Here is a 17,391-nt window from a genome sequence, read left to right as displayed (position 1 = left end):
GTTGTGTCGGCTTCTTTCCGTCCACGTTGTCGAGAGCGTCTTGCAATTCCTCGACGGAGATCTCGTCGAGATGATTCACTAGCTACTGCAACTATCTCTGAGTAAAAAGTTCTACCGGTTACTATAGCCGCCGCGCTGTCGGACCTCGAATCGGTCGCCGACTCCACGATACTGCTCGGCGACTTGAACGACGGCCCCGAGTTCGAGGGCGGCGCCTACGAGACGCTCGCCGACGGCCGAACCGACGCGTGGGCGTCGACCCGCGACGGAGAGGGGTATACCTGCTGCCGGGCGTCGACGCTGGACGGGCCGGGGTCGATGGACGAACGAGTCGACCACGTCCTCGTCGGAAGCGGCCTGACTCCGACCGACGCGCGGGTGGTCGGCGCCGACGCCGAGAGTCGCCTGACGACCAGCGTCGACGGCGAGTCGCGGACGCTGTGGCCATCCGACCACGCGGGCGTCGTGACGACGCTTCGGGCGGGTGCGACGGCGGAGGCGACGGAGGCGGCGGAGACCGAGACGCCGGCGACGGCGTCTCCGTCCGACCCCGACGCGGGGACGGTCGAGTCCGGCGACGGCGATAGCGGGGGTGCGGGCGCGCCCGGCACCGGGACGCCCCCGACTCAGCGGTCGACGGAGACGTTCGCCGACCCCCCGAACGGGTCGTCGGACGCGGCGACGAACACCGAGGCCGGCGGCGCCGCCGCGGACGGCGAATCCGAATCCGAGACGGCGACCGACGCGCCCGGATTCGGACCGCTCGCGGGTCTCGTCGGCGTCCTCGGCGGCGCGGCCGAACTCCTCCGGCGACGCGACCGCCGGGAGTAATCGGAGAGACGGCCGCGACCCGGACCGCTTTTGTCGGTCGGCGGGCAACGCCGACCGTGCGGAAGTTCTCGCCCGAGTACCTCCGGCGGACGCGCGACGGCATGTGGGCGGAGTCCCGCGAGGCCCTCGCGGACCTCTCGTTGGCCGACCGGAGGCGCGTCCTCGACGTCGGATGCGGCACCGGCGAACTCTCCCGGGTGCTCGACGCGGAGACGCCCGGCGAGGTGGTCTGCGCCGACGCCGACACCGACCTCCTCGGCGTCGCGCGCCGGGAGACGGGCCTTTCGACCGTCGCGGGCGACGCGACCCGACTCCCGTTCGTCGACGACGCCTTCGACCTCGTCGTCTGTCAGGCCCTCCTCGTGAACCTCCCCGACCCGACGGAGGCCCTCGGCTCCTTCGCCCGCGTTTCCTCGGACCTCGTCGCCGCCGTCGAACCCGACAACGCGGCGGTCGGCGTCGAATCGACCGTCTCCGCGGAAGTCGCCCTCGAACGCTCGGTGCGCGAGTCGTACATGGAGGGCGTGCGGACGGACGTCGCCCTCGGCGACCGACTGCCCGACCTCTTCGAGTCGGCCGGTCTCCGCGACGTGCGGACGCGCCGGCACTTCCACCGGAAGGTGACCGAACCGCCGTACGACGAACTCGACCTGGAGGACGCCGCCCGCAAGGCCAACGGCGCGGGACTGGCATCCCACGAGACCGAACTCCGGCGGACGCTGTCGGACGCCGAGTACGACGCCCTCAGACGCGACTGGCGCGAGATGGGCCGGTCGGTGGTCGAACAGATGCGTGAGGAGCGGTACCGTCGGGCCGAGGTCGTCCCGTTCGACGTGGTGGTCGGTCGCGTCCCCGACTGAGAGCGTCGTCGACGGGAGCGGGAACCTCGGCCCTGCTCAGCCCAAGAACAGGTCGACGAGGTTGCCGCTGGACTGTTTTCGATACAGCTCCGAGTAGCCGCAGTTCGCGCAGGTGACGACCGTGAAGCTTCGATTCTGCACGTCGAAGAACTTCGAGAGGCCGGTGCCGCTGGTCGCGATGCTGTCCATCTCCGTCTCGGTGCCGCCGCACTTGGGGCATCCGCGGTCGCCGTCGCGCGCGTCGCGGGGTTCGTGGTTCATCGCGTTCGAGACTGACCGGGTCACGGCCTGTAGTTTACCGGGACAATCACCTGTCCGTCGTGACAGCCGTGACAGCGGCGACGCTCACGTGGTAAGGAATACGTCTCCGTCGACTCCATCGAGAGGCATGCCAGCAGGTTCCCTGTTCTTCGTCCTGTTCGTCCTCCTCGCTGTCGGCGGCACGGTCGGACTCTACGTGCTCATCGACCGCGAGACGAGCGACCCGGAGACGATGGACCGCGCCGAGGCCGAACGGATGGCGAAAGAGGAGTCGCGGCGCGACCGGCGGTAGTCGAGTCCGTCGCCGTCGCGCGCGTCCGACGGCGTCAGACCACGTCGCCGCGCACCGTCGCGCCCGTCTGCGCGGCGCGGTACTCGCGGACGGCGTCGGCGGCCGTCCCCGCCTCCTCGTCGTCCATCCCGAGCATCGTCAGCGCCTCCGACAGCGTCGGGAAGACGAGGTCCCCCTCGCGGAGTTTCTCCAGCGCCGACTCCGAGCGCCGCCCCTCGGCGTACAGGCAGACGCCGCGCGGGTCGAGAATCTGCTCGTAGGCGTCGCGGGCCATCGCGCCCTTCAGTCGCTGGGTGACGTTGTCGTCGAAGGAGGCGTTACAGACTTCGAGATGGACGGGGTCGTCCTCGGGAAGCAGGTGGGCGGCCAGACACTTCTCCGGGGCCGCGTAGCCGTTGCCGTTCGCACGGAGGTGCTCGGGGTGGGCCTCCGCCCACTCCGCGGAGACGCTCTTGCCGACGCCCTTCACCCCGTGCGAGCGCTCGAACGCCTCCGTGGCCTCCGAATCGCTGCGCATCAGGAGGTCCTTCGTGACGTACACGTCCAGTCGCTCCACCGGGTCGAGGCCGAGGGCGACGTCGCCGTACACCCACACCTCGCGGACGGGCACGGGCATCGGTTCGGACTCGACGGCGTCGAGAACGGCCTCGACTCGGTCGACGGCGCGGGCGCGTTCCATACCCGGTGTCGGACGCCGGGAGACAAACGGGTTTCGACGCGCGCCTCTCCTTTCCTGCCCGAACGGACAGCGAAACCCGTATTCGTCCCGGCGGGTTACCGTGCGGTGATGGAGTGCGACAAGTGCGGCCGGGACGCGGTGATGCACGCGGGGTACTCGGGGGCCCACCTCTGCGAGAACCACTTCTGCGCCTCGGTGGAGAAACGCGTCCGCGGCCGGATTCGGAAAGATAGCTTGGTCCCGCGCGACGCGACGCCCGAGGACCCCGAACACTGGGTCATCGGCCTCTCCGGCGGGAAGGACAGCGTCGTGCTCACCCACATCCTCGACGACACGTTCGCCAAGGACCCGCGCATCGAGATGACGGCGCTGACCATCCACGAGGGCATCGAGGGCTACCGCGACGAGAGCGTCGACGCCTGCGTCGAACTCGCCGAGGAGTTGCAGATGCGGCACGAACTCGTCACCTACGAGGAGGAGTTCGGCGTCCGCATGGACGACGTGGCCGAAGAGGACCCCGAGAACATGGCCCCCTGCGCCTACTGCGGCGTCTTTCGCCGGGACCTCCTGGAGAATTACGCCGAGGAGTTCGGCGCGGACAAGATGCTCACGGGGCACAACCTCGACGACGAGGCGGAGACGGCGCTGATGAACGTCCTCGAGGGCGACGTCGAGCAGATGGCCAAGCACTTCGACGCCAGCCTCGGCCCGTTCGACGAGCGCAACCCGACGGAGGAGTTCGTCCCGCGGGCGAAACCGCTCCGCGACATCCCCGAGAAGGAAGTCGCCCTCTACGCCCACCTGAAGGACCTCCCCGCGCACATCACCGAGTGCCCGCACGCCTCCGAGGCGTTCCGCGGGGAGATACAGGAACTGATGCTCGACTTGGAGGACCGCCACCCCGGCACCCGACACTCCATCATGTCGGGCTACGAGGAGATGGCGGGGCTGGCGGCCGACCGCTACCGGAGCGCAGACGACGCGGACCTCAACGACTGCGAGCGCTGCGGGTCGACGACGGCGCGGGACGTCTGCCGGAAGTGCCGACTGCTGGAGTCGATTCGAGCCGTCTGATTCGAGCAACGGAACGAACACCCGGAAACGCGCGTCGCGACTCGGGGGCGTGAAAAACGGAAAGGAGACGATACGGCGAGCGGAAACCGCCCGTGCGGGTCTCTGAATCTAGCGGATGACGTCGAGACCGTTCTTGCGTTCCGACTGGTCGCGGCCGCCGTCCGACTGCCACGACCCGTTGACCGAAGAGCGACCCTGTTGAGACTGCGACTGGGACTGAGACTGCGCGCGTCCGTTGCTGCTCGCGTCGAACTGCGAACCGCCTTCGATACTCTGTCGGGACTTGTCCGCCTGTTTCTGCGTCGACGGTCCGAGCACCTGCGCGGACTGGACGCCCGTCATGATGGCCATGACGCGGACTTTCCCCTTGTACTCGTCCTGGATGCGAGCGCCCCAGATGACGTTCGCGGAGGCTTCGAGCCGTTCGGTGATGTTGTCGGCGATGCCCTCGGCCTCTTTCAGCGTCAGGTCGGGACCGCCCGTGATGTGGACGAGTCCGCCGGACGCGCCGCGGTAGTCCACGTCGAGAAGCGGGTGGTTCATCGCGTCGCTCACCACCTCCTGGGTCTTGTTCTTGTCCTGCGTCTCGCCGACGAGCATCACCGCGACGCCGCCCTGATTCATGATGGTGGACATGTCGGCGTAGTCGAGGTTGATGAGCGACGGCTGGGTGATGGTCTCGGAGATGCCCTTGACCGTCTCCGCGATGATCTGGTCCATCACGGAGAACGCCTTCCCGATGGGGAGGTTGGGCACGTAGTCGAGCAGGCGGTTGTTGTCGAGGACGATGATGGAGTCCGCCTCGTTGCGGAGTTTCTCCAACCCTTCCTCGGCTTTGACCGTCCGCGCGCGCTCGACGTTGAACGGGGTCGAGACCATGCCGACGACGATAGCGCCCTGCTCTTTGGCTATCTTCGAGACGACGGGCGCGGCGCCGGTGCCGGTGCCGCCGCCCATGCCGGCCGTGACGAACACGAGGTCCGCGTTGCCGAGCACTTCCTTGACGGTACCCTGCGCCATCTCCGTGGCGCGTTCGCCCATCGAGGGGTCGCCGCCAGCACCGAGTCCCTGCGTGAGGGATTTGCCGACCAGAATCTTCGTGTCGGCTTCGATCATCTTCAGGTGCTGTTTGTCGGTGTTGATGGCCACCGTCTCGGCGCCGTCGACGCCGATGTTGTAGAGGCGGTTGACGGTGTTGTTGCCGGCACCGCCGCAGCCGACGATGACGATTCGGGGGTTCCCGAACTCGTCGTCGTCCGACCGCTCCGCGGCCTCCTGCTTTTCGGCCTCGTCGCGCTCCATGGCCTCTCTGACGATATCCTGCATCGTCTTACACCTTGGCCCAGCTGCGCTTGGTCGACGATTCCCGGTTCTCGACCTGTTGTTCGTTCAACATCTCACGCACGGCGGATCGGATCGCCTCGGACCGGTTCGGGAACTCCCCGGTCTCGACCATGCGTTCGACTTCTTCGATCTGCTGCTTCGGAATTCGTAGTGTCACACGCTCCATTTTGTGCATTCCCCCGGTAAGACGGCGCGCACGTCTCGTGCGAGCGTCTTACACACCGAAATCGACGGACAGAAGCGACCTCCGTCCGTCCGACCGGCGGTGTAAGACAACCGTCTTACGCGACAGTTACCACAAACCGGTGTGATATAAATGTAACGGACGTGTGTAAGACAATACGCCCGATTGCCCCGTATACGCCCGGTAGAGGCTCAGTACCGGTCGAGTACGTCGGCCGCCGACGTCCGACGACCGCATCCGGGACAGAACGCCCAGTCCGAGCGCACCTCGTCGCCGCACTCGCAGAAAACGCGGTGCGTCGCCTTCTCCCCGCAGTTCGCGCAGTACACGTCCTCGGCGTCCAGCGCCTCGCCGCACTTCTCGCAGGACTTCCCGCGCGCGTCGGCGTCGGGAGACGGGTTCGCCCCCGGTGTCTTACGTTCGGGCGTCTCGTCGGGAGAGGCGTTCTCGGGTGCGTTTGCGGGCGTCTCGGCGGCCGCACCGTCGACGGTGATGTTGACGTTTACGTCCTGCGCCCCGCCGGGCGAGGGCGTCCGTCCGACGGCGAGTCGCTCGGCCAGCACCGCGTCGACGCGCTCTCTGACCAGTTCGTCGACCCGAGCGCGGAGGGCGTCGTCGACGGCGGACTCGGCGTCCGACGGGGGGGCGTCTCCCGTCGTCTTCGCCTCCGTTTCCGCCTCCGCCGAACGCTCCGCGCCGTCGAGGTAGAGACGAAGCGCGTCGCGCATCGCCTCGCTCTTGGAGGTGTCGAGACCCTCCATGCGCTCGACGAGTTCCTCGTCGGCGCGGAACGTTATCTTGCTCATCGAGGTATTCATTCTCACGGCTCTATTTTAATCTTCCCACACGTCTGACGCTCGGCATCGGCGCCGATTGGCAACGGTTAAAACGGGCGACGGGCTACGGTCGGATGCCCGCTCTTAGCTCAGCCTGGCAGAGCAGCCGACTGTAGATCGGCTTGTCCCCCGTTCAAATCGGGGAGAGCGGACTGTTCCTGCGAACGACGTGAGCGGTGATATCGTCCCCCGACCCGACCTGAGCAGCGAGAGCGAAGCGACCGCTCTCGCGACCTACGAGCCCCGAGGGTCGGCCCGTTCCTCGGCCAGGAGTTCGATGACAGTCTTCGTCAACCCGAAGACGACGGGGCCGACGAAGATGCCGAGGAACCCGAAGACGGCAACGCCCCCGAAGATGCTGAGGACGAGGACGCCGGAGTTGAGACGCGCGCCGCGGCGCATGGCCATGGGTCTGACGACGTTGTCGGACCCGCTGATGACGAACGAGCCGTACAGGAAGAGACCGACCGCCGCCGGGACGTTCCCCACGAAGAGCAGGTACCCCACGGCCGGAATCCAGACGATGGAGGCGCCGATGACGGGCAGGAGCGACAGGAGGAACGTGGCGACGCCCCAGAAGACGACGTTGTCGAACCCGACGACGGCGAACCCGACGACGGTCAGTATCGCCTGCAACCCGGCGACGACGACGTTGCCGACCACGGCGGCCCAGAGGAGGTCGTCCGTGCGCGCGAACAGTTCGTCCGTCGTCGCCGCGTCGAGCGGGGTGACCGCTCGGATCCAGGCGACGAACCGGTCGCCGTCCCGCAGGAGGACGAAGAAGGCGAACAGGAAGATGACCGCTCCCACGAGGACCGTCGAGACGCCGCCGAGGATGCCGCCGACGCTCCCCACGAGTCCCCGGAGGCCGGCTTCGACCGCGTTTCCGAGCGGTTCGACGAGCATCTCGGCGCCGGGGACGCTCGTCCCGAACCGCTCGGAGAGAAACGATTCGAGAGCCGCCACGTCCGGCAGTTCGGCGCCGCGCGCGAGCGCCACCGCCTGATCGACCGCGACGGCGAGGACGAAGAGAAGCGGCGCGAGGACGACGACGGTGGTCGCGAGCATCGTCGCGGCCGCGCCGGCGGTGGCCCCCAGTCGGCGCGAGAGCCTATCGTTGACGGGGGCGACGAGATACGCCATCAGTCCCCCGAGGAGGACGGCCTGGAGGAACGGGACCACGAGGACGACGGTGAGCGTCCCGAGGACCGCCAGCAGGACCTGCAGGAACGAACGTGATGACGAGCTGTCTCCTTCGTTCATGACCGGGGTTCGCGCCCTCGCCGCCTAAAGATGCGTGCGGCCCGCGTCGACGGTCCGGGCGGGCGACCGTTCTGCCGCTTTGCCCCACACTTACACTCGCTCCGCCCGGCGTCGGTACATGGACAGACGAACGCTCGGAACCACCGGTTTCGACGTGACGGAGATCGGACTCGGAACGTGGCAACTCGGCGGCGACTGGGGGGAACTCACCGACGAGGAGGGACGCGAGGCGATTCGCGCCGCCCTCGACGAGGGCGTCGACTTCCTCGACACCGCCGACGTGTACGGCGACGGCCGGAGCGAACGACTCGTCGGCGAGGTGCTCGACGAACGCGACGCGTGGGACGAGGTGACCGTGGCGACGAAGGCGGGCCGCCGCCTCGACCCGCACGAGGCCGACGGCTACGACGCCGACAACCTCGAACGCTTCGTCGACCGGAGCCGCGAGAAACTCGGCGTCGAGACGCTCGACCTCCTGCAACTGCACTGCCCGCCGTGGGAGACGTACTACACCCCAGAAACGTTCGAGGCGCTGTCGGACCTGTGCGAGGCGGGCAAACTCGCCCACTACGGCGTCAGCGTCGAGAAGGTCGAACAGGGGTTGAAAGCCATCGAGTATCCCGGCGTCGAGTCGGTGCAGATCATCTTCAACCCGTTCCGCCAGCGACCCGCCGAACGGTTCCTGCGCGAGGCCGAGAAGCGGAACGTGGGTGTCATCGTCCGCGTCCCCCTCGCGTCGGGCCTCCTCGCGGGCGCGTTCGACGCGGACGCGGAGTTCCCCGAGGAGGACCACCGAAACTACAACCGGGAGGGCGAGGCGTTCGACGTGGGCGAGACGTTCGCGGGCGTCCCGTTCGAGACGGGCGTCGAGGCGGCCGACGAACTCGAAGCCGCCGTCCCGGAGAACGCGACGATGGCGCAGTTCACGCTCCGCTGGATTCTCGACCACGACGCGGTGACGACCATCATCCCCGGGTCGCTCGACCCCGACCACATCGCGGACAACGTCGGGGCGTCGTCGCTGCCGTCGCTGTCGGTCGACCGCCACCGGCGCGCCGAGGACGTGTACGACGACTCCGTGCGCGAGCACGTCCACCACCGCTGGTGAGCGGTCGGTCCGGGAGACCGGACGACCGCCCGCCCGTCACGCCTTTGGGCGCAGCGACCCTATCTCGACCCATGCCGAGCGACGAACGCGACCTCGACCGTGTGTCGGACCGCAAGAGCGCGCGCGCCGAGAGCGTCGAGAACATCCTCGATGAGACGGAGTCGCTCGTGCGCGACGAACAGAAGTTCCCCGTCCGCTCGGAGGAACTCGCCGAGGAGTACGGCGACCACCCCATCGACATGCCGAACGAGACGGAGTCGCTCGGGTCGGTGTTCGACCGCCTCGACGACGAGGAGGAGTACGACAGCGCCGAGGAGGTCCGCGAGGCCGTCTACGGCGCCGTGACCGGCGAGGCCGGCGGCGCCGAGGAGTACAACGAGGAACGCGACCTGGGCGCCGTGGACCGCGCCGAGGAGGGCAGCGCCCGCAACGACGTCGACGGCGAGGCCATCATGGACGACGTGGCGGCGGACGACGACACCGAGCGACGCGACCCGCCCGAAGAGCGGTAGTCCGAGCGCCCGACCTCTTTCTCGACTCCGGCGTCCGACGCCGATGTCCGACTGGCCGCCTCCTCAGGTATCAAGGGGACGGCGACCGGCCTCTCTCACATGGCGACGACTCTTCCCGCCGCGGAGTACGCGGCCCGACTCGACGCGGTCCGCGGCCGACTGGCCGACACCGACGCCGACGCCGCCGTCTGGTTCGGCGCGACGAGCATCGAGTACCTCACCGGATTCCACCACGTCCCGACCGAACGCCCCGTCGCCCTCGCGGTGACGGACGACCGCGCGGAGATAACGGTGCCCCGACTGGAGGTCGAACGCGTGCGGGAGAACCCCCGAATCGACGGCGTCCACCACTACTTCGACTACCCCGGGGGCGACCCGATTCGCACCGTCGCCGAGATGCTCGGGGAGCGAAACGTCGGCGCCGTCGTCGCCGACAGCGACGGCGCGTCGGGGACGATGGGGTACCAAGGCCCGCCGCTCTCGGAGTTCGTCGACGTGGAGACGCAGGGGTGGGTGACGCGGATGCGCTGGGAGAAGACAGATTCGGAGGTGGACCTCATCCGCGAGTCGGCCAAGTGGGCCAACCTCGGGCACCGCTACCTCGCCGACTACACCGAGGTCGGCGCCCACCCCGCGACCGTCTCTCAGCGCGCCTCGACGGACGCCTCGCGCGCGATGCTCGACACGCTCGGCGACCGCTACGCCGCGCGCGTCCGCGGGAGCGGCCCCGTGCACGCGGGTTACATCAGCGGCCGCGAGACGGCGCTCCCGCACGGTCACACGCCGAACGAGCGCCTCTCGGAGGGCGACGTGCTCGTCACGGGCGCCTCGGCCAACGTCGACGGGTATCACTCCGAACTCGAACGCACGATGTTCGTCGGCGACTACACCGCCGAGGACGAACACTACTTCGAACTCATGCTGGAGGCGCAGACCGTCGCCATCGACGCCCTCGGCCCCGGCGTCGAACTCGCGTACGTCGACGACGAGGTGACCGCGTACTTCGAGGAGCACGGGGTCGCGGACCTCGCACAGCACCACGTCGGACACAACATCGGTCTCGGCGGCCACGAACCGCCGTACATCGACACCGGGTGGGGCGACCACTGCGCCTCCGAGCACACCGACCTCACCGAGTCGGACGCGACGATGGCGCCGGGGCACGTCTACACCATCGAACCCGGCCTCTACACCGAGGAGGCGGGCTACCGCCACTCCGACACCGTCGCGGTCACGGACACCGGCACGGAGACGCTCACGAACTTCCCGCGCGACTTGGAGTCGAACGTAATCAGGTGAGAAGCGCGGCACCCCGCGGCGCCCGAGCCGCCCGCTTCACTTTCACTTCCGCCGCGCCCTTTGCCGAGGTTCATACGTGATGGCGACCCACCGTCTGCCATGTCGCTCACCGCGGACACGACGCTCGCGCTTCCGGCCGAACCGCCGTTCGCGTTCGCCCGCTCGGCGTCGGTCCTCGACCGCTCCGCACCTCTCGCGAGCGGGCGGTGTACCCCTCGCGGCGGGGTCGTGACCGGCGGGTTCGCGCCCGAACCGTTCGTCGCGCACCTCGCGCCGGACGGACCGGACGTCGTCCGCGTCCACGTCGATTGGCTCGACGGCCGCGGCGACGGGTCGGCCGTCGCCGCCCACCTCGATTCGTTCCTGTCACTGTCGGAGAACACCATGCCCCTGTACGAGGCCGCGGCGGACGACGAGGCGTTCGCGCCCGTCGCGGCCGACCTCCGCGGCTACCACCACGTCCGCTTCCCGACGCCGTTCGAGGCGGCCTGCTGGGCGGCGCTCTCCCGGCGGGCGACCACCCCCGTCGCCGCCGCCCGCCGAGATTCGCTCGTGCGCGAACTCGGGCGCGTCGCCGTCGTGGACGGGGAACCGGTGTCGCTGTTCCCGACGGCCCGGACGGTCCGAGCGAACCCCGACGCCGCGCGGGCCGCCGTCGACGGTTCCACCGGGGACCGAAAGCGAGAGAGGCTGTCCGGCGACGGGACCCGCGACGACGCGGGGGCGATACTCGCCGCCGCCGAACTGTTCGCCGAGTCGGAGTCCGACCTGCGCGAACTCGGGACGGACGACCTGCGGGAGCGACTCGCGTCGCTCCGGGGGTTCGGTCCGCGCGCCGCCGCGTTCGTGGCGTTCCGCGGGTTCGGTCGGACGTCGGTGCTGCCGACGACGGCCGCCCGCCTCGGTTCGCTCGTCGGCGATGCGTACGGCGTCGAAGACCCCACCGAGGAGACGGTTCGACGCCTCGCGGAGCCCTACGGGGAGTACCGGGGGTACTGGGCGCACTACCTGCACGTCCGGTCGCTCATCGACGGCGGCTGAGCGTCGGCCTCGCCGGGCCGCCACCGCCGTCCGTTCCGCTTCCCCGCCCGTCTCCCATCCGACCCCCGTCCGGCAGCTTCAAGTCCGATTTCGCTAACTAACTGGTAGTGGCAGTCTCGTTCGACCTGTTCGGCACGCTCGTCGACGCGGCCCGGCCGGCCGACCCCGCGGCGGCCGTCGCGGCCGAACTCCGCGACAGGGGCGTCGCCGTCCCCGACGACTGGGCGGACGCGTACGCCGAGGTTCACATCGACGCGCCGGAGGGGGCGGAAGTCCCCCTCCCCGCACACGTCTCGGCCGCCCTCCGCTCCCGCGGCGTCGACGCCCCCGCGAACGCCGCGCGCCGCGCCGTCGTCGCCGCTTTCGACCCCGACGTTCGGACGCGCCCCGGCGCCGCCGCCGCCGTGGCGGCCGCCGCCGAACGCGGCTCGGTCGGCCTCTTTTCGAACTGCTCGGTCCCCGAACTCGTCGCGCGGACGCTCATCCGCTCGGACGTCGACCGCGACGCGTTCGGCGCGACGGTGTCCAGCGTCGCCTGCGGGTGGCGCAAACCCGACCCGCGGGCGTTCGAGACGCTCGCCGGCCGCCTCGACGTCGCCCCCGAGACGCTCGTCCACGTCGGCGACAACCGGTACGCCGACGGCGGCGTCTCCGGCGTCGGCGGCCGCTTCGTCGACGCGACCGAGACCGATTTCGAGGCGTTCGCGGACGCCCTCCGCCGCGGCGGCCCGCTCTCGGAGTTCGTCTCGGAGGCGTGAGCCGTGCCCGCGAGCGCCGCCCTCGCCGTCGCACTCGCCGCCGGCCTCGACGCGGCGTTCGCCGAACCGCCGGCGCGCGTCCACCCCGTCGCCCTCCTCGGTCGCCTCCTCTCCCGTCTGGACCCTTCCTCGGAGTCGAACCCGCAGTCGCCGTCGCATCCGCAACTCCGCGGCGCCCTCCTCGCGCTTCTCGCTCCCCTCGCCTTCGCCGCCGTCGCCGGCGCCGTCGTCGCCGCGGGGGGATTCCTCTCCACGTGGGTCGCCGCCGCCCTCGCCGGCCTCCTGCTGTTCTCGACGACCAGCCTCCGGATGCTGCTGGACGCCGCCCGCGACGTGACGCTCGCGGCCGACTCGGACCTCGAAACCGCCCGACGCGAGTTGCGCGCCCTCGCCGGCCGCGACGCCTCGGCGCTGGACGCCGCGCACGTCCGCTCGGCGGCCGTCGAGAGCGTCGCGGAGAACCTCGCGGACGGCCTGGTCGCCCCGCTTCTCGGGTTCGCCGTCTGCGCGCCCGTCTCGCTCCCCCTCGCCGCGGCGGCGGCCGCGTGGGTGAAGGGCGTCAACACCCTCGACTCGATGTTCGGCTACCGCTCGAACCCCCTCGGCCGGGCGCCCGCCCGCCTCGACGACGCCGTCATGTGGCTCCCGGCCCGACTCTCGGCCGTGCTCCTCGCCGCTTCGGTCTTCCGGTTCGCTCTGCCGCTCTCCGCCCGCGTCCGAACGCTCGCGCGGCGGCCGCCGTCTCCGAACTCCGGGTGGCCGATGGCGACGATGGCGGCCGTCCTCCCCGCGCGACTCGTCAAACCGGGCGTCTACGACCTCGACCCGGCGTCGGACGCGGCGGGCACGCCCCTGCCGACGCCGGCCGACGCGACGCGCGCCCTCCGGGTGACGAACCGCGCGGGACTGCTCGCGTTCGCCCTCGCGGGGGTGGTCGCGTGGGTCTGACCTCGATTCCCCTCCCGGCGGCCCTCCGCGGCGGCGTCGCCTTCCTCACCCGTCTCCCCGTCGGCAGCGACGAGGCGTCGTGGGAGGCGTTCCGGCGGGCGCCGCTGGCGTTCACGGTCGTCGGCTACCTCGTGGGCGCCCTCGCCGCACTTCCCCTGCTGCTTCCGCTCCCGGTGCCGACGGCGGCGGCGCTGTACCTCGCCACCCTGTACCTCCTCACGGGCGTCACGCACGCCGACGGCCTCGCGGACGTGGGCGACGCCGCGGCCGTCCACGGCGACGCCGACCGTCGGCTGTCGGTGCTCAAGGACTCCCAGACGGGCGTCGGCGGCGCGCTGGCGCTCTGCCTCTGTCTCGTCACGCTGGGTCTCGGCGCCCTCGGCGTCGCCGGCACGCTCCCGCGAACCGCGTTCGCCCTCGCCCTCGCGGCCGAAGTCGGCGCGAAGACGGGGATGGCGACGCTGGTCTGCACCGGCGAGAGCGCCCACGAGGGGATGGGGGCGGCGCTCATCGATGTCAACGACGCGTCGAACCTGCTCCCCTGCGCCGTCGCCCTCCTCCCCTTGCTCCTCGTCGCGCCCGCCCTCGGCGCCGCGGGCGTCGTCGCCGCGGCGCTCGCGCCCGTCGCGACGGCGTTCCTCGTCGGCCGCTGGGGGGAGAACCATCTCGGAGGTGTCAGCGGCGACGTACTCGGCGCGGCGAACGAACTCGGACGCGCCGTCGGCGTCCACGCGGGGGTGGTGGCGTGGACGCTCTTCTGATGTGCGGCGGGCGGGGCACCCGCCTCGGCGGCGCGGTCGAGAAACCCTTGGTTCCCGTCCGCGGCGTCCCGATGGTCGAACGCGTCGCCGCGGCGCTTCGGGAGAGCGACGCCGAGACGGTCCACGCGGCCGTCTCGCCCGCCGCGCCCGCGACCGCAGAGCACGTCCGCGAGATGGGATTATCAGCGGTCGAGACGCCCGGCGAGGGCTACGTCTCCGACTTGACCGCCGCGCTCGATTCGGTCGGAGAGCCGGTCGTCACCGTCGCAGCGGACCTGCCGCTCCTCGCGTCCGAACAGGTGGACGGCGCGATTGTGGAGAGCCTCGGCGGCGGGGGGTGTCCGCGCTCTGTCACCGTCTGCGTCCCCGCCGACCTGAAGCGCCGCCTCGGCGTCTCCGCGGACACGACGTTCGAACGGGAGGGCGAGGAACTCGCGCCGACGGGGCTGAACGTCGTCGCCGGCGGGGAGGACACCGTGCAGTTGACGTGCGACGACCGCCTCGCGGTGAACGTGAACCGACCGTCGGACCTCGAACGTGCGGAGGAGATGTGCGATTGATGCTCGTCGCGGGGACGACCCGCACGGCCGAACGGGAGGGGCTGAGCGCCGCGGGCGCGACGCGGGACCTGCTGGTGCACACCCCGAGCGCCGACGCCGAGATTCTGACCTACGGCGACACCGTCCGCGCGCCCGTCACGCCCGTCAGCCCCGACGGCTGTCCGACGCCGGCAGCGGTCACCCGCGCCGTCCGCGAACTGCTCGGCTTCGACGCCACCGTCGTCGACGGCGGCCTCGCCCGGCCGACGGGCGCGCCGACCGTCTCCGTGGGCGCCGCCCCCGGCCGCGACATCGGCGAGGCCGACCCGGTGCAGACCGCGCCCGGCGCGTTCGCCGCCGCCCGGCAGTTCGGCCGGTCGCTCCCCGACGAGGAACTCGTCGTCGGCGAGACGATACCGGGGGGAACGACGACGGCGCTGGCCGTCCTCCGCGCCCTCGGCGAGGAGTGGCCCACCTCCTCGTCGCTGCCGGAGAACCCCGTCGAACTGAAAGAGCGCGTCGTCGGGGAGGCGTTCGAGTCCTCCGAGATAGCGCCGGGACAGGCCGCCCACACGCCCGAACTCGCCGTGCGGTTCGTGGGCGACCCCGTGCTGGCGGTCGCGAGCGGACTCGTCGCGGGGACTTTGGAGGGAGAGACCGAGGTGATTCTCGGCGGCGGCACGCAGATGCTCGCCGTCGCCGCCCTCGTCCGCCACGCGGGCGTCGTCGGACCGCTGACGCTGGCGACCACCTCGTACCTCGCGGACGACGTGCCGGAACTGGCGGACGCGACGGCGGCGCACGACGTGGACCTCGTCGTGACCGACCCCGGGTTCGGCGGCGGCGACGGGTTCGCCGCGTCCGACCCCGGCCCCCTCTCGGCCTACGCCGACGGCGTCGCCAAGGAGGGGGCGGCGATGGGCGGCGCCCTCCACCTCGCGGAACGCGCCGGGCGCTTGGACGAGGTGACCACCGCCACACTTGACGTGCTGGCCCGCCTGCGCTCGGACGATGGACCCTGACTCGGCGGCGGACGTCTCGCGGGTGCCTCACGGCGGCGACGGCGACGACGGCGTCGTCGATTTCAGCGCGAACACGAACCCGAGGCGGCCGCCCGGCGCCGCCGCCACCTACGACGCCGCGTTCGGCCCGGCGACGCGCTACCCCGACGACGGCTACGCCGACTACCGCGCCGCGGCCGCCGACTACGTCGACTGCGACCCGGGCGAGGTGGTCCCGACGGCCGGCGGGTTGGCCGCCCTCCGCCTCGCGTTCGGCGTCACCGTCGCCCCCGGCGACAGCGTGCTCGTCCCCGAACCGAGTTTCGGCGAGTACGACCGCGAGATTCGCCTGCAGGGAGCGACGCCCGTCGCCGTCGCCCACGACGAGATTCTGGAAGCGGACCCGGCCGAGTACGCCGCCGCCGTCGTCTGCACGCCGAACAACCCGACCGGCGAGGCGGCCGACCCGGAGGCCCTGCGCGCGTATCTGGCCGACTGCCGCGCGGCCGACACCGCCCTCGTCGTCGACGAGGCGTTCCTCGATTTCACCGACCGCCCGAGCCTCGCGGGCGAACCCGGCGCCGTCGTCGCTCGGTCGCTGACGAAGATGTTCGGCCTCCCCGGCCTCCGCGCGGGGTTCGCCGTCGCGACGGGCGGACTCGGGGACAGACTCGACGCCGCGCGGCCGACGTGGGGGCTCTCGGTGCCCGCGGCCGGCGTCGGCGCCTACTGCATGCGGCAGTCGGCGTTCGTCGAGGAGACGAAGGCGCGCGTCGGCGCGGAGCGAGCGCGGATGCGCGACCGCCTCGAACCCGAGTTCGAGGTGTACCCCTCCGACGCGCCGTTCCTGCTTCTCGGCGTGGACGGGGACGTGGACGCCCTCCTCGCACACGCCAGAGAGCGCGGGTTCGCCCTGCGCGACGCGCGGACGTTCCCGACGCTCGACTCGCACGTTCGGGTGGCCGTCCGCCTCCCCGAGGAGAACGACGCCCTCGTCGAGGCGCTCTCGGAGTTCGCATGACCGGCGCCGAGGACGCCGTCTTCGAGTCGGTCGTCCGCGACGATGTCTGTCGGCTCCGGCGACCCGAGACGCGGTGGCTCTCGACCGGACACGCCGGCGGCCGTTCGACCGGTCCCGTCGCCTACAACGTGAGCGTCCCCGAAGGCTGGGCGGAGACGGACGTCGACGGCTACGTCGAACGCCGCCTCGACGAGGCCGGATTCGAGGAGTCGGGGCCGACGCTCCTCACGGGCGTCTCGATGCGGCACGCCCGCCGCGCCCGCCTCGGCCCCGTCGAGGCCGTCGTCACCGCGGGCGTGTCGAACCCGGCGGCGCTTCCCGTGGACGGCAACGAGTCCGCGACCCACCGGAGCGCGGCGGACGGCGAGGAACCCCGTACCGGTACGGTGAACGTCCTCGTCGGTACGACGCGCGCCCTCGGCGCGGGCGCCCTCGCCAACCTCGTCGCCGTCGCCGCCGAGGCGAAGGCGGCGACGCTCCTCTCGCGGACGGGCTTTCCGGGGACGACGACGGACGCCGTCGTCGCCGCCTGCGACCCCGCGGGCGAGGCGGCGGCGTACTCCGGAAGCGCCACCCTCGTCGGGTCGGCGGCCCGCGCCTGCGTCCGCGACGCCCTCTGCGCGTCGCTCGGTTCGCGGTACGACGGCGACGGGGGGATACCCGCTTCCGTCGCCGCGGCCGAGTACGGCGTCGTCACCGACGAGCGGGCGTCGGTCTCCGAGATTCTCGGGAGCGAGAACGACTGAGAAGCTTTTATCCCGGACGCGCCGAGGGGACCG

At 71.0% G+C, this 17,391-nt stretch carries 21 protein-coding genes and 1 tRNA gene; 16 read left to right on the top strand and 6 right to left on the bottom strand.

Features of this window, described 5'->3' with window-relative positions; translation table 11 throughout:
* Window positions 1–123: 123 nt before the first annotated feature.
* Window positions 124–831 (top strand): endonuclease/exonuclease/phosphatase family protein, encoded by a 708-nt coding sequence (locus NDI79_RS06380; protein ID WP_310927644.1) that lies wholly within the window; start codon window positions 124–126, stop codon window positions 829–831.
* A gap of 56 nt (window positions 832–887) precedes the next feature.
* Window positions 888–1,691 carry a class I SAM-dependent methyltransferase gene (locus tag NDI79_RS06375; protein ID WP_310927602.1) on the top strand — a complete coding sequence of 268 codons (804 nt, stop codon included), beginning with the start codon at window positions 888–890 and terminating at the stop codon, window positions 1,689–1,691.
* Window positions 1,692–1,727: 36 nt separating this feature from the next.
* On the opposite strand, the gene NDI79_RS06370 is transcribed toward NDI79_RS06375, so the two are convergent.
* On the bottom strand, window positions 1,728–1,952 hold the full coding sequence (locus NDI79_RS06370) for a zinc ribbon domain-containing protein (RefSeq protein WP_310927601.1): 225 nt from the start codon (window positions 1,950–1,952) through the stop codon (window positions 1,728–1,730).
* 127 nt (window positions 1,953–2,079) lie between these two features.
* On the opposite strand from NDI79_RS06370, the gene NDI79_RS06365 reads away from it, so the two are divergent.
* On the top strand, window positions 2,080–2,244 hold the full coding sequence (locus NDI79_RS06365; protein ID WP_310927600.1) for a DUF8143 family protein: 165 nt from the start codon (window positions 2,080–2,082) through the stop codon (window positions 2,242–2,244).
* Between the two features lie 34 nt (window positions 2,245–2,278).
* Here the strand turns inward: NDI79_RS06365 and NDI79_RS06360 are convergent, their stop codons facing one another.
* Entirely contained in the window at window positions 2,279–2,923 is a 645-nt protein-coding gene (locus NDI79_RS06360) for a DUF7095 family protein (protein WP_310927599.1), read from the bottom strand.
* Window positions 2,924–3,031: 108 nt separating this feature from the next.
* On the opposite strand from NDI79_RS06360, the gene ncsA reads away from it, so the two are divergent.
* Window positions 3,032–3,997, top strand: a complete 966-nt coding sequence (gene ncsA, locus NDI79_RS06355) for a tRNA 2-thiolation protein NcsA (protein ID WP_310927598.1) — start codon at window positions 3,032–3,034, stop codon at window positions 3,995–3,997.
* Between the two features lie 108 nt (window positions 3,998–4,105).
* On the opposite strand, the gene ftsZ is transcribed toward ncsA, so the two are convergent.
* From ftsZ to NDI79_RS06340, 3 genes are all read right to left on the bottom strand, one after another.
* The gene (ftsZ, locus tag NDI79_RS06350) at window positions 4,106–5,323 is read right to left on the bottom strand and encodes a cell division protein FtsZ (protein WP_310927597.1); all 1,218 of its coding nucleotides are present in this window, start codon (window positions 5,321–5,323) and stop codon (window positions 4,106–4,108) included.
* Between the two features lie 4 nt (window positions 5,324–5,327).
* Window positions 5,328–5,507, bottom strand: coding sequence for a ribbon-helix-helix domain-containing protein (locus tag NDI79_RS06345; protein ID WP_310927596.1), 180 nt, complete (start codon window positions 5,505–5,507; stop codon window positions 5,328–5,330).
* Window positions 5,508–5,716: 209 nt separating this feature from the next.
* Window positions 5,717–6,331 (bottom strand): double zinc ribbon domain-containing protein, encoded by a 615-nt coding sequence (locus NDI79_RS06340; RefSeq protein ID WP_310927595.1) that lies wholly within the window; start codon window positions 6,329–6,331, stop codon window positions 5,717–5,719.
* 108 nt (window positions 6,332–6,439) lie between these two features.
* Between NDI79_RS06340 and NDI79_RS06335 the strand changes: the two genes are divergently transcribed.
* Window positions 6,440–6,513 (top strand) — tRNA-Tyr (locus tag NDI79_RS06335).
* Window positions 6,514–6,595: 82 nt separating this feature from the next.
* On the opposite strand, the gene NDI79_RS06330 is transcribed toward NDI79_RS06335, so the two are convergent.
* Window positions 6,596–7,624, bottom strand: a complete 1,029-nt coding sequence (locus NDI79_RS06330; protein ID WP_310927594.1) for an AI-2E family transporter — start codon at window positions 7,622–7,624, stop codon at window positions 6,596–6,598.
* 118 nt (window positions 7,625–7,742) lie between these two features.
* Between NDI79_RS06330 and NDI79_RS06325 the strand changes: the two genes are divergently transcribed.
* From NDI79_RS06325 to NDI79_RS06275, 11 genes are all read left to right on the top strand, one after another.
* Window positions 7,743–8,732 (top strand): aldo/keto reductase, encoded by a 990-nt coding sequence (locus tag NDI79_RS06325; protein WP_310927593.1) that lies wholly within the window; start codon window positions 7,743–7,745, stop codon window positions 8,730–8,732.
* Window positions 8,733–8,803: 71 nt separating this feature from the next.
* Window positions 8,804–9,244, top strand: a complete 441-nt coding sequence (locus tag NDI79_RS06320; RefSeq protein ID WP_310927592.1) for a DUF5789 family protein — start codon at window positions 8,804–8,806, stop codon at window positions 9,242–9,244.
* Between the two features lie 99 nt (window positions 9,245–9,343).
* On the top strand, window positions 9,344–10,543 hold the full coding sequence (locus tag NDI79_RS06315; protein WP_310927591.1) for a M24 family metallopeptidase: 1,200 nt from the start codon (window positions 9,344–9,346) through the stop codon (window positions 10,541–10,543).
* A gap of 99 nt (window positions 10,544–10,642) precedes the next feature.
* The gene (locus tag NDI79_RS06310; RefSeq protein ID WP_310927590.1) at window positions 10,643–11,584 is read left to right on the top strand and encodes a DNA-3-methyladenine glycosylase family protein; all 942 of its coding nucleotides are present in this window, start codon (window positions 10,643–10,645) and stop codon (window positions 11,582–11,584) included.
* Between the two features lie 107 nt (window positions 11,585–11,691).
* The gene (locus tag NDI79_RS06305) at window positions 11,692–12,342 is read left to right on the top strand and encodes an HAD family hydrolase (protein ID WP_310927589.1); all 651 of its coding nucleotides are present in this window, start codon (window positions 11,692–11,694) and stop codon (window positions 12,340–12,342) included.
* Between the two features lie 3 nt (window positions 12,343–12,345).
* Window positions 12,346–13,290 (top strand): adenosylcobinamide-phosphate synthase CbiB, encoded by a 945-nt coding sequence (gene cbiB / locus NDI79_RS06300; protein WP_310927588.1) that lies wholly within the window; start codon window positions 12,346–12,348, stop codon window positions 13,288–13,290.
* Complete coding sequence (gene cobS / locus NDI79_RS06295) at window positions 13,281–14,051, top strand: adenosylcobinamide-GDP ribazoletransferase (RefSeq protein ID WP_310927587.1); 771 nt, start codon at window positions 13,281–13,283, stop codon at window positions 14,049–14,051. The genes cbiB and cobS overlap by 10 nt, the downstream gene beginning before the upstream one ends.
* Complete coding sequence (locus tag NDI79_RS06290) at window positions 14,051–14,611, top strand: NTP transferase domain-containing protein (RefSeq protein WP_310927643.1); 561 nt, start codon at window positions 14,051–14,053, stop codon at window positions 14,609–14,611. The genes cobS and NDI79_RS06290 overlap by 1 nt, the downstream gene beginning before the upstream one ends.
* The gene (locus NDI79_RS06285) at window positions 14,602–15,612 is read left to right on the top strand and encodes a nicotinate-nucleotide--dimethylbenzimidazole phosphoribosyltransferase (protein WP_310927585.1); all 1,011 of its coding nucleotides are present in this window, start codon (window positions 14,602–14,604) and stop codon (window positions 15,610–15,612) included. The genes NDI79_RS06290 and NDI79_RS06285 overlap by 10 nt, the downstream gene beginning before the upstream one ends.
* A complete protein-coding gene (locus NDI79_RS06280; RefSeq protein ID WP_310927584.1) occupies window positions 15,602–16,612 on the top strand; it encodes an aminotransferase class I/II-fold pyridoxal phosphate-dependent enzyme in 1,011 nt (336 codons plus the stop codon). The genes NDI79_RS06285 and NDI79_RS06280 overlap by 11 nt, the downstream gene beginning before the upstream one ends.
* Window positions 16,609–17,358 carry an adenosylcobinamide amidohydrolase gene (locus tag NDI79_RS06275; RefSeq protein WP_310927583.1) on the top strand — a complete coding sequence of 250 codons (750 nt, stop codon included), beginning with the start codon at window positions 16,609–16,611 and terminating at the stop codon, window positions 17,356–17,358. The genes NDI79_RS06280 and NDI79_RS06275 overlap by 4 nt, the downstream gene beginning before the upstream one ends.
* Window positions 17,359–17,391 lie beyond the last annotated feature (33 nt).

Origin of the sequence: Halogeometricum sp. S3BR5-2, from assembly GCF_031624635.1 — an archaeon.
Lineage (GTDB): Archaea > Halobacteriota > Halobacteria > Halobacteriales > Haloferacaceae > Halogeometricum > Halogeometricum luteum.
The sequence above is the reverse complement of the archived record's forward strand: the minus strand, read 5'-3'. Positions and strand labels throughout refer to the sequence as shown.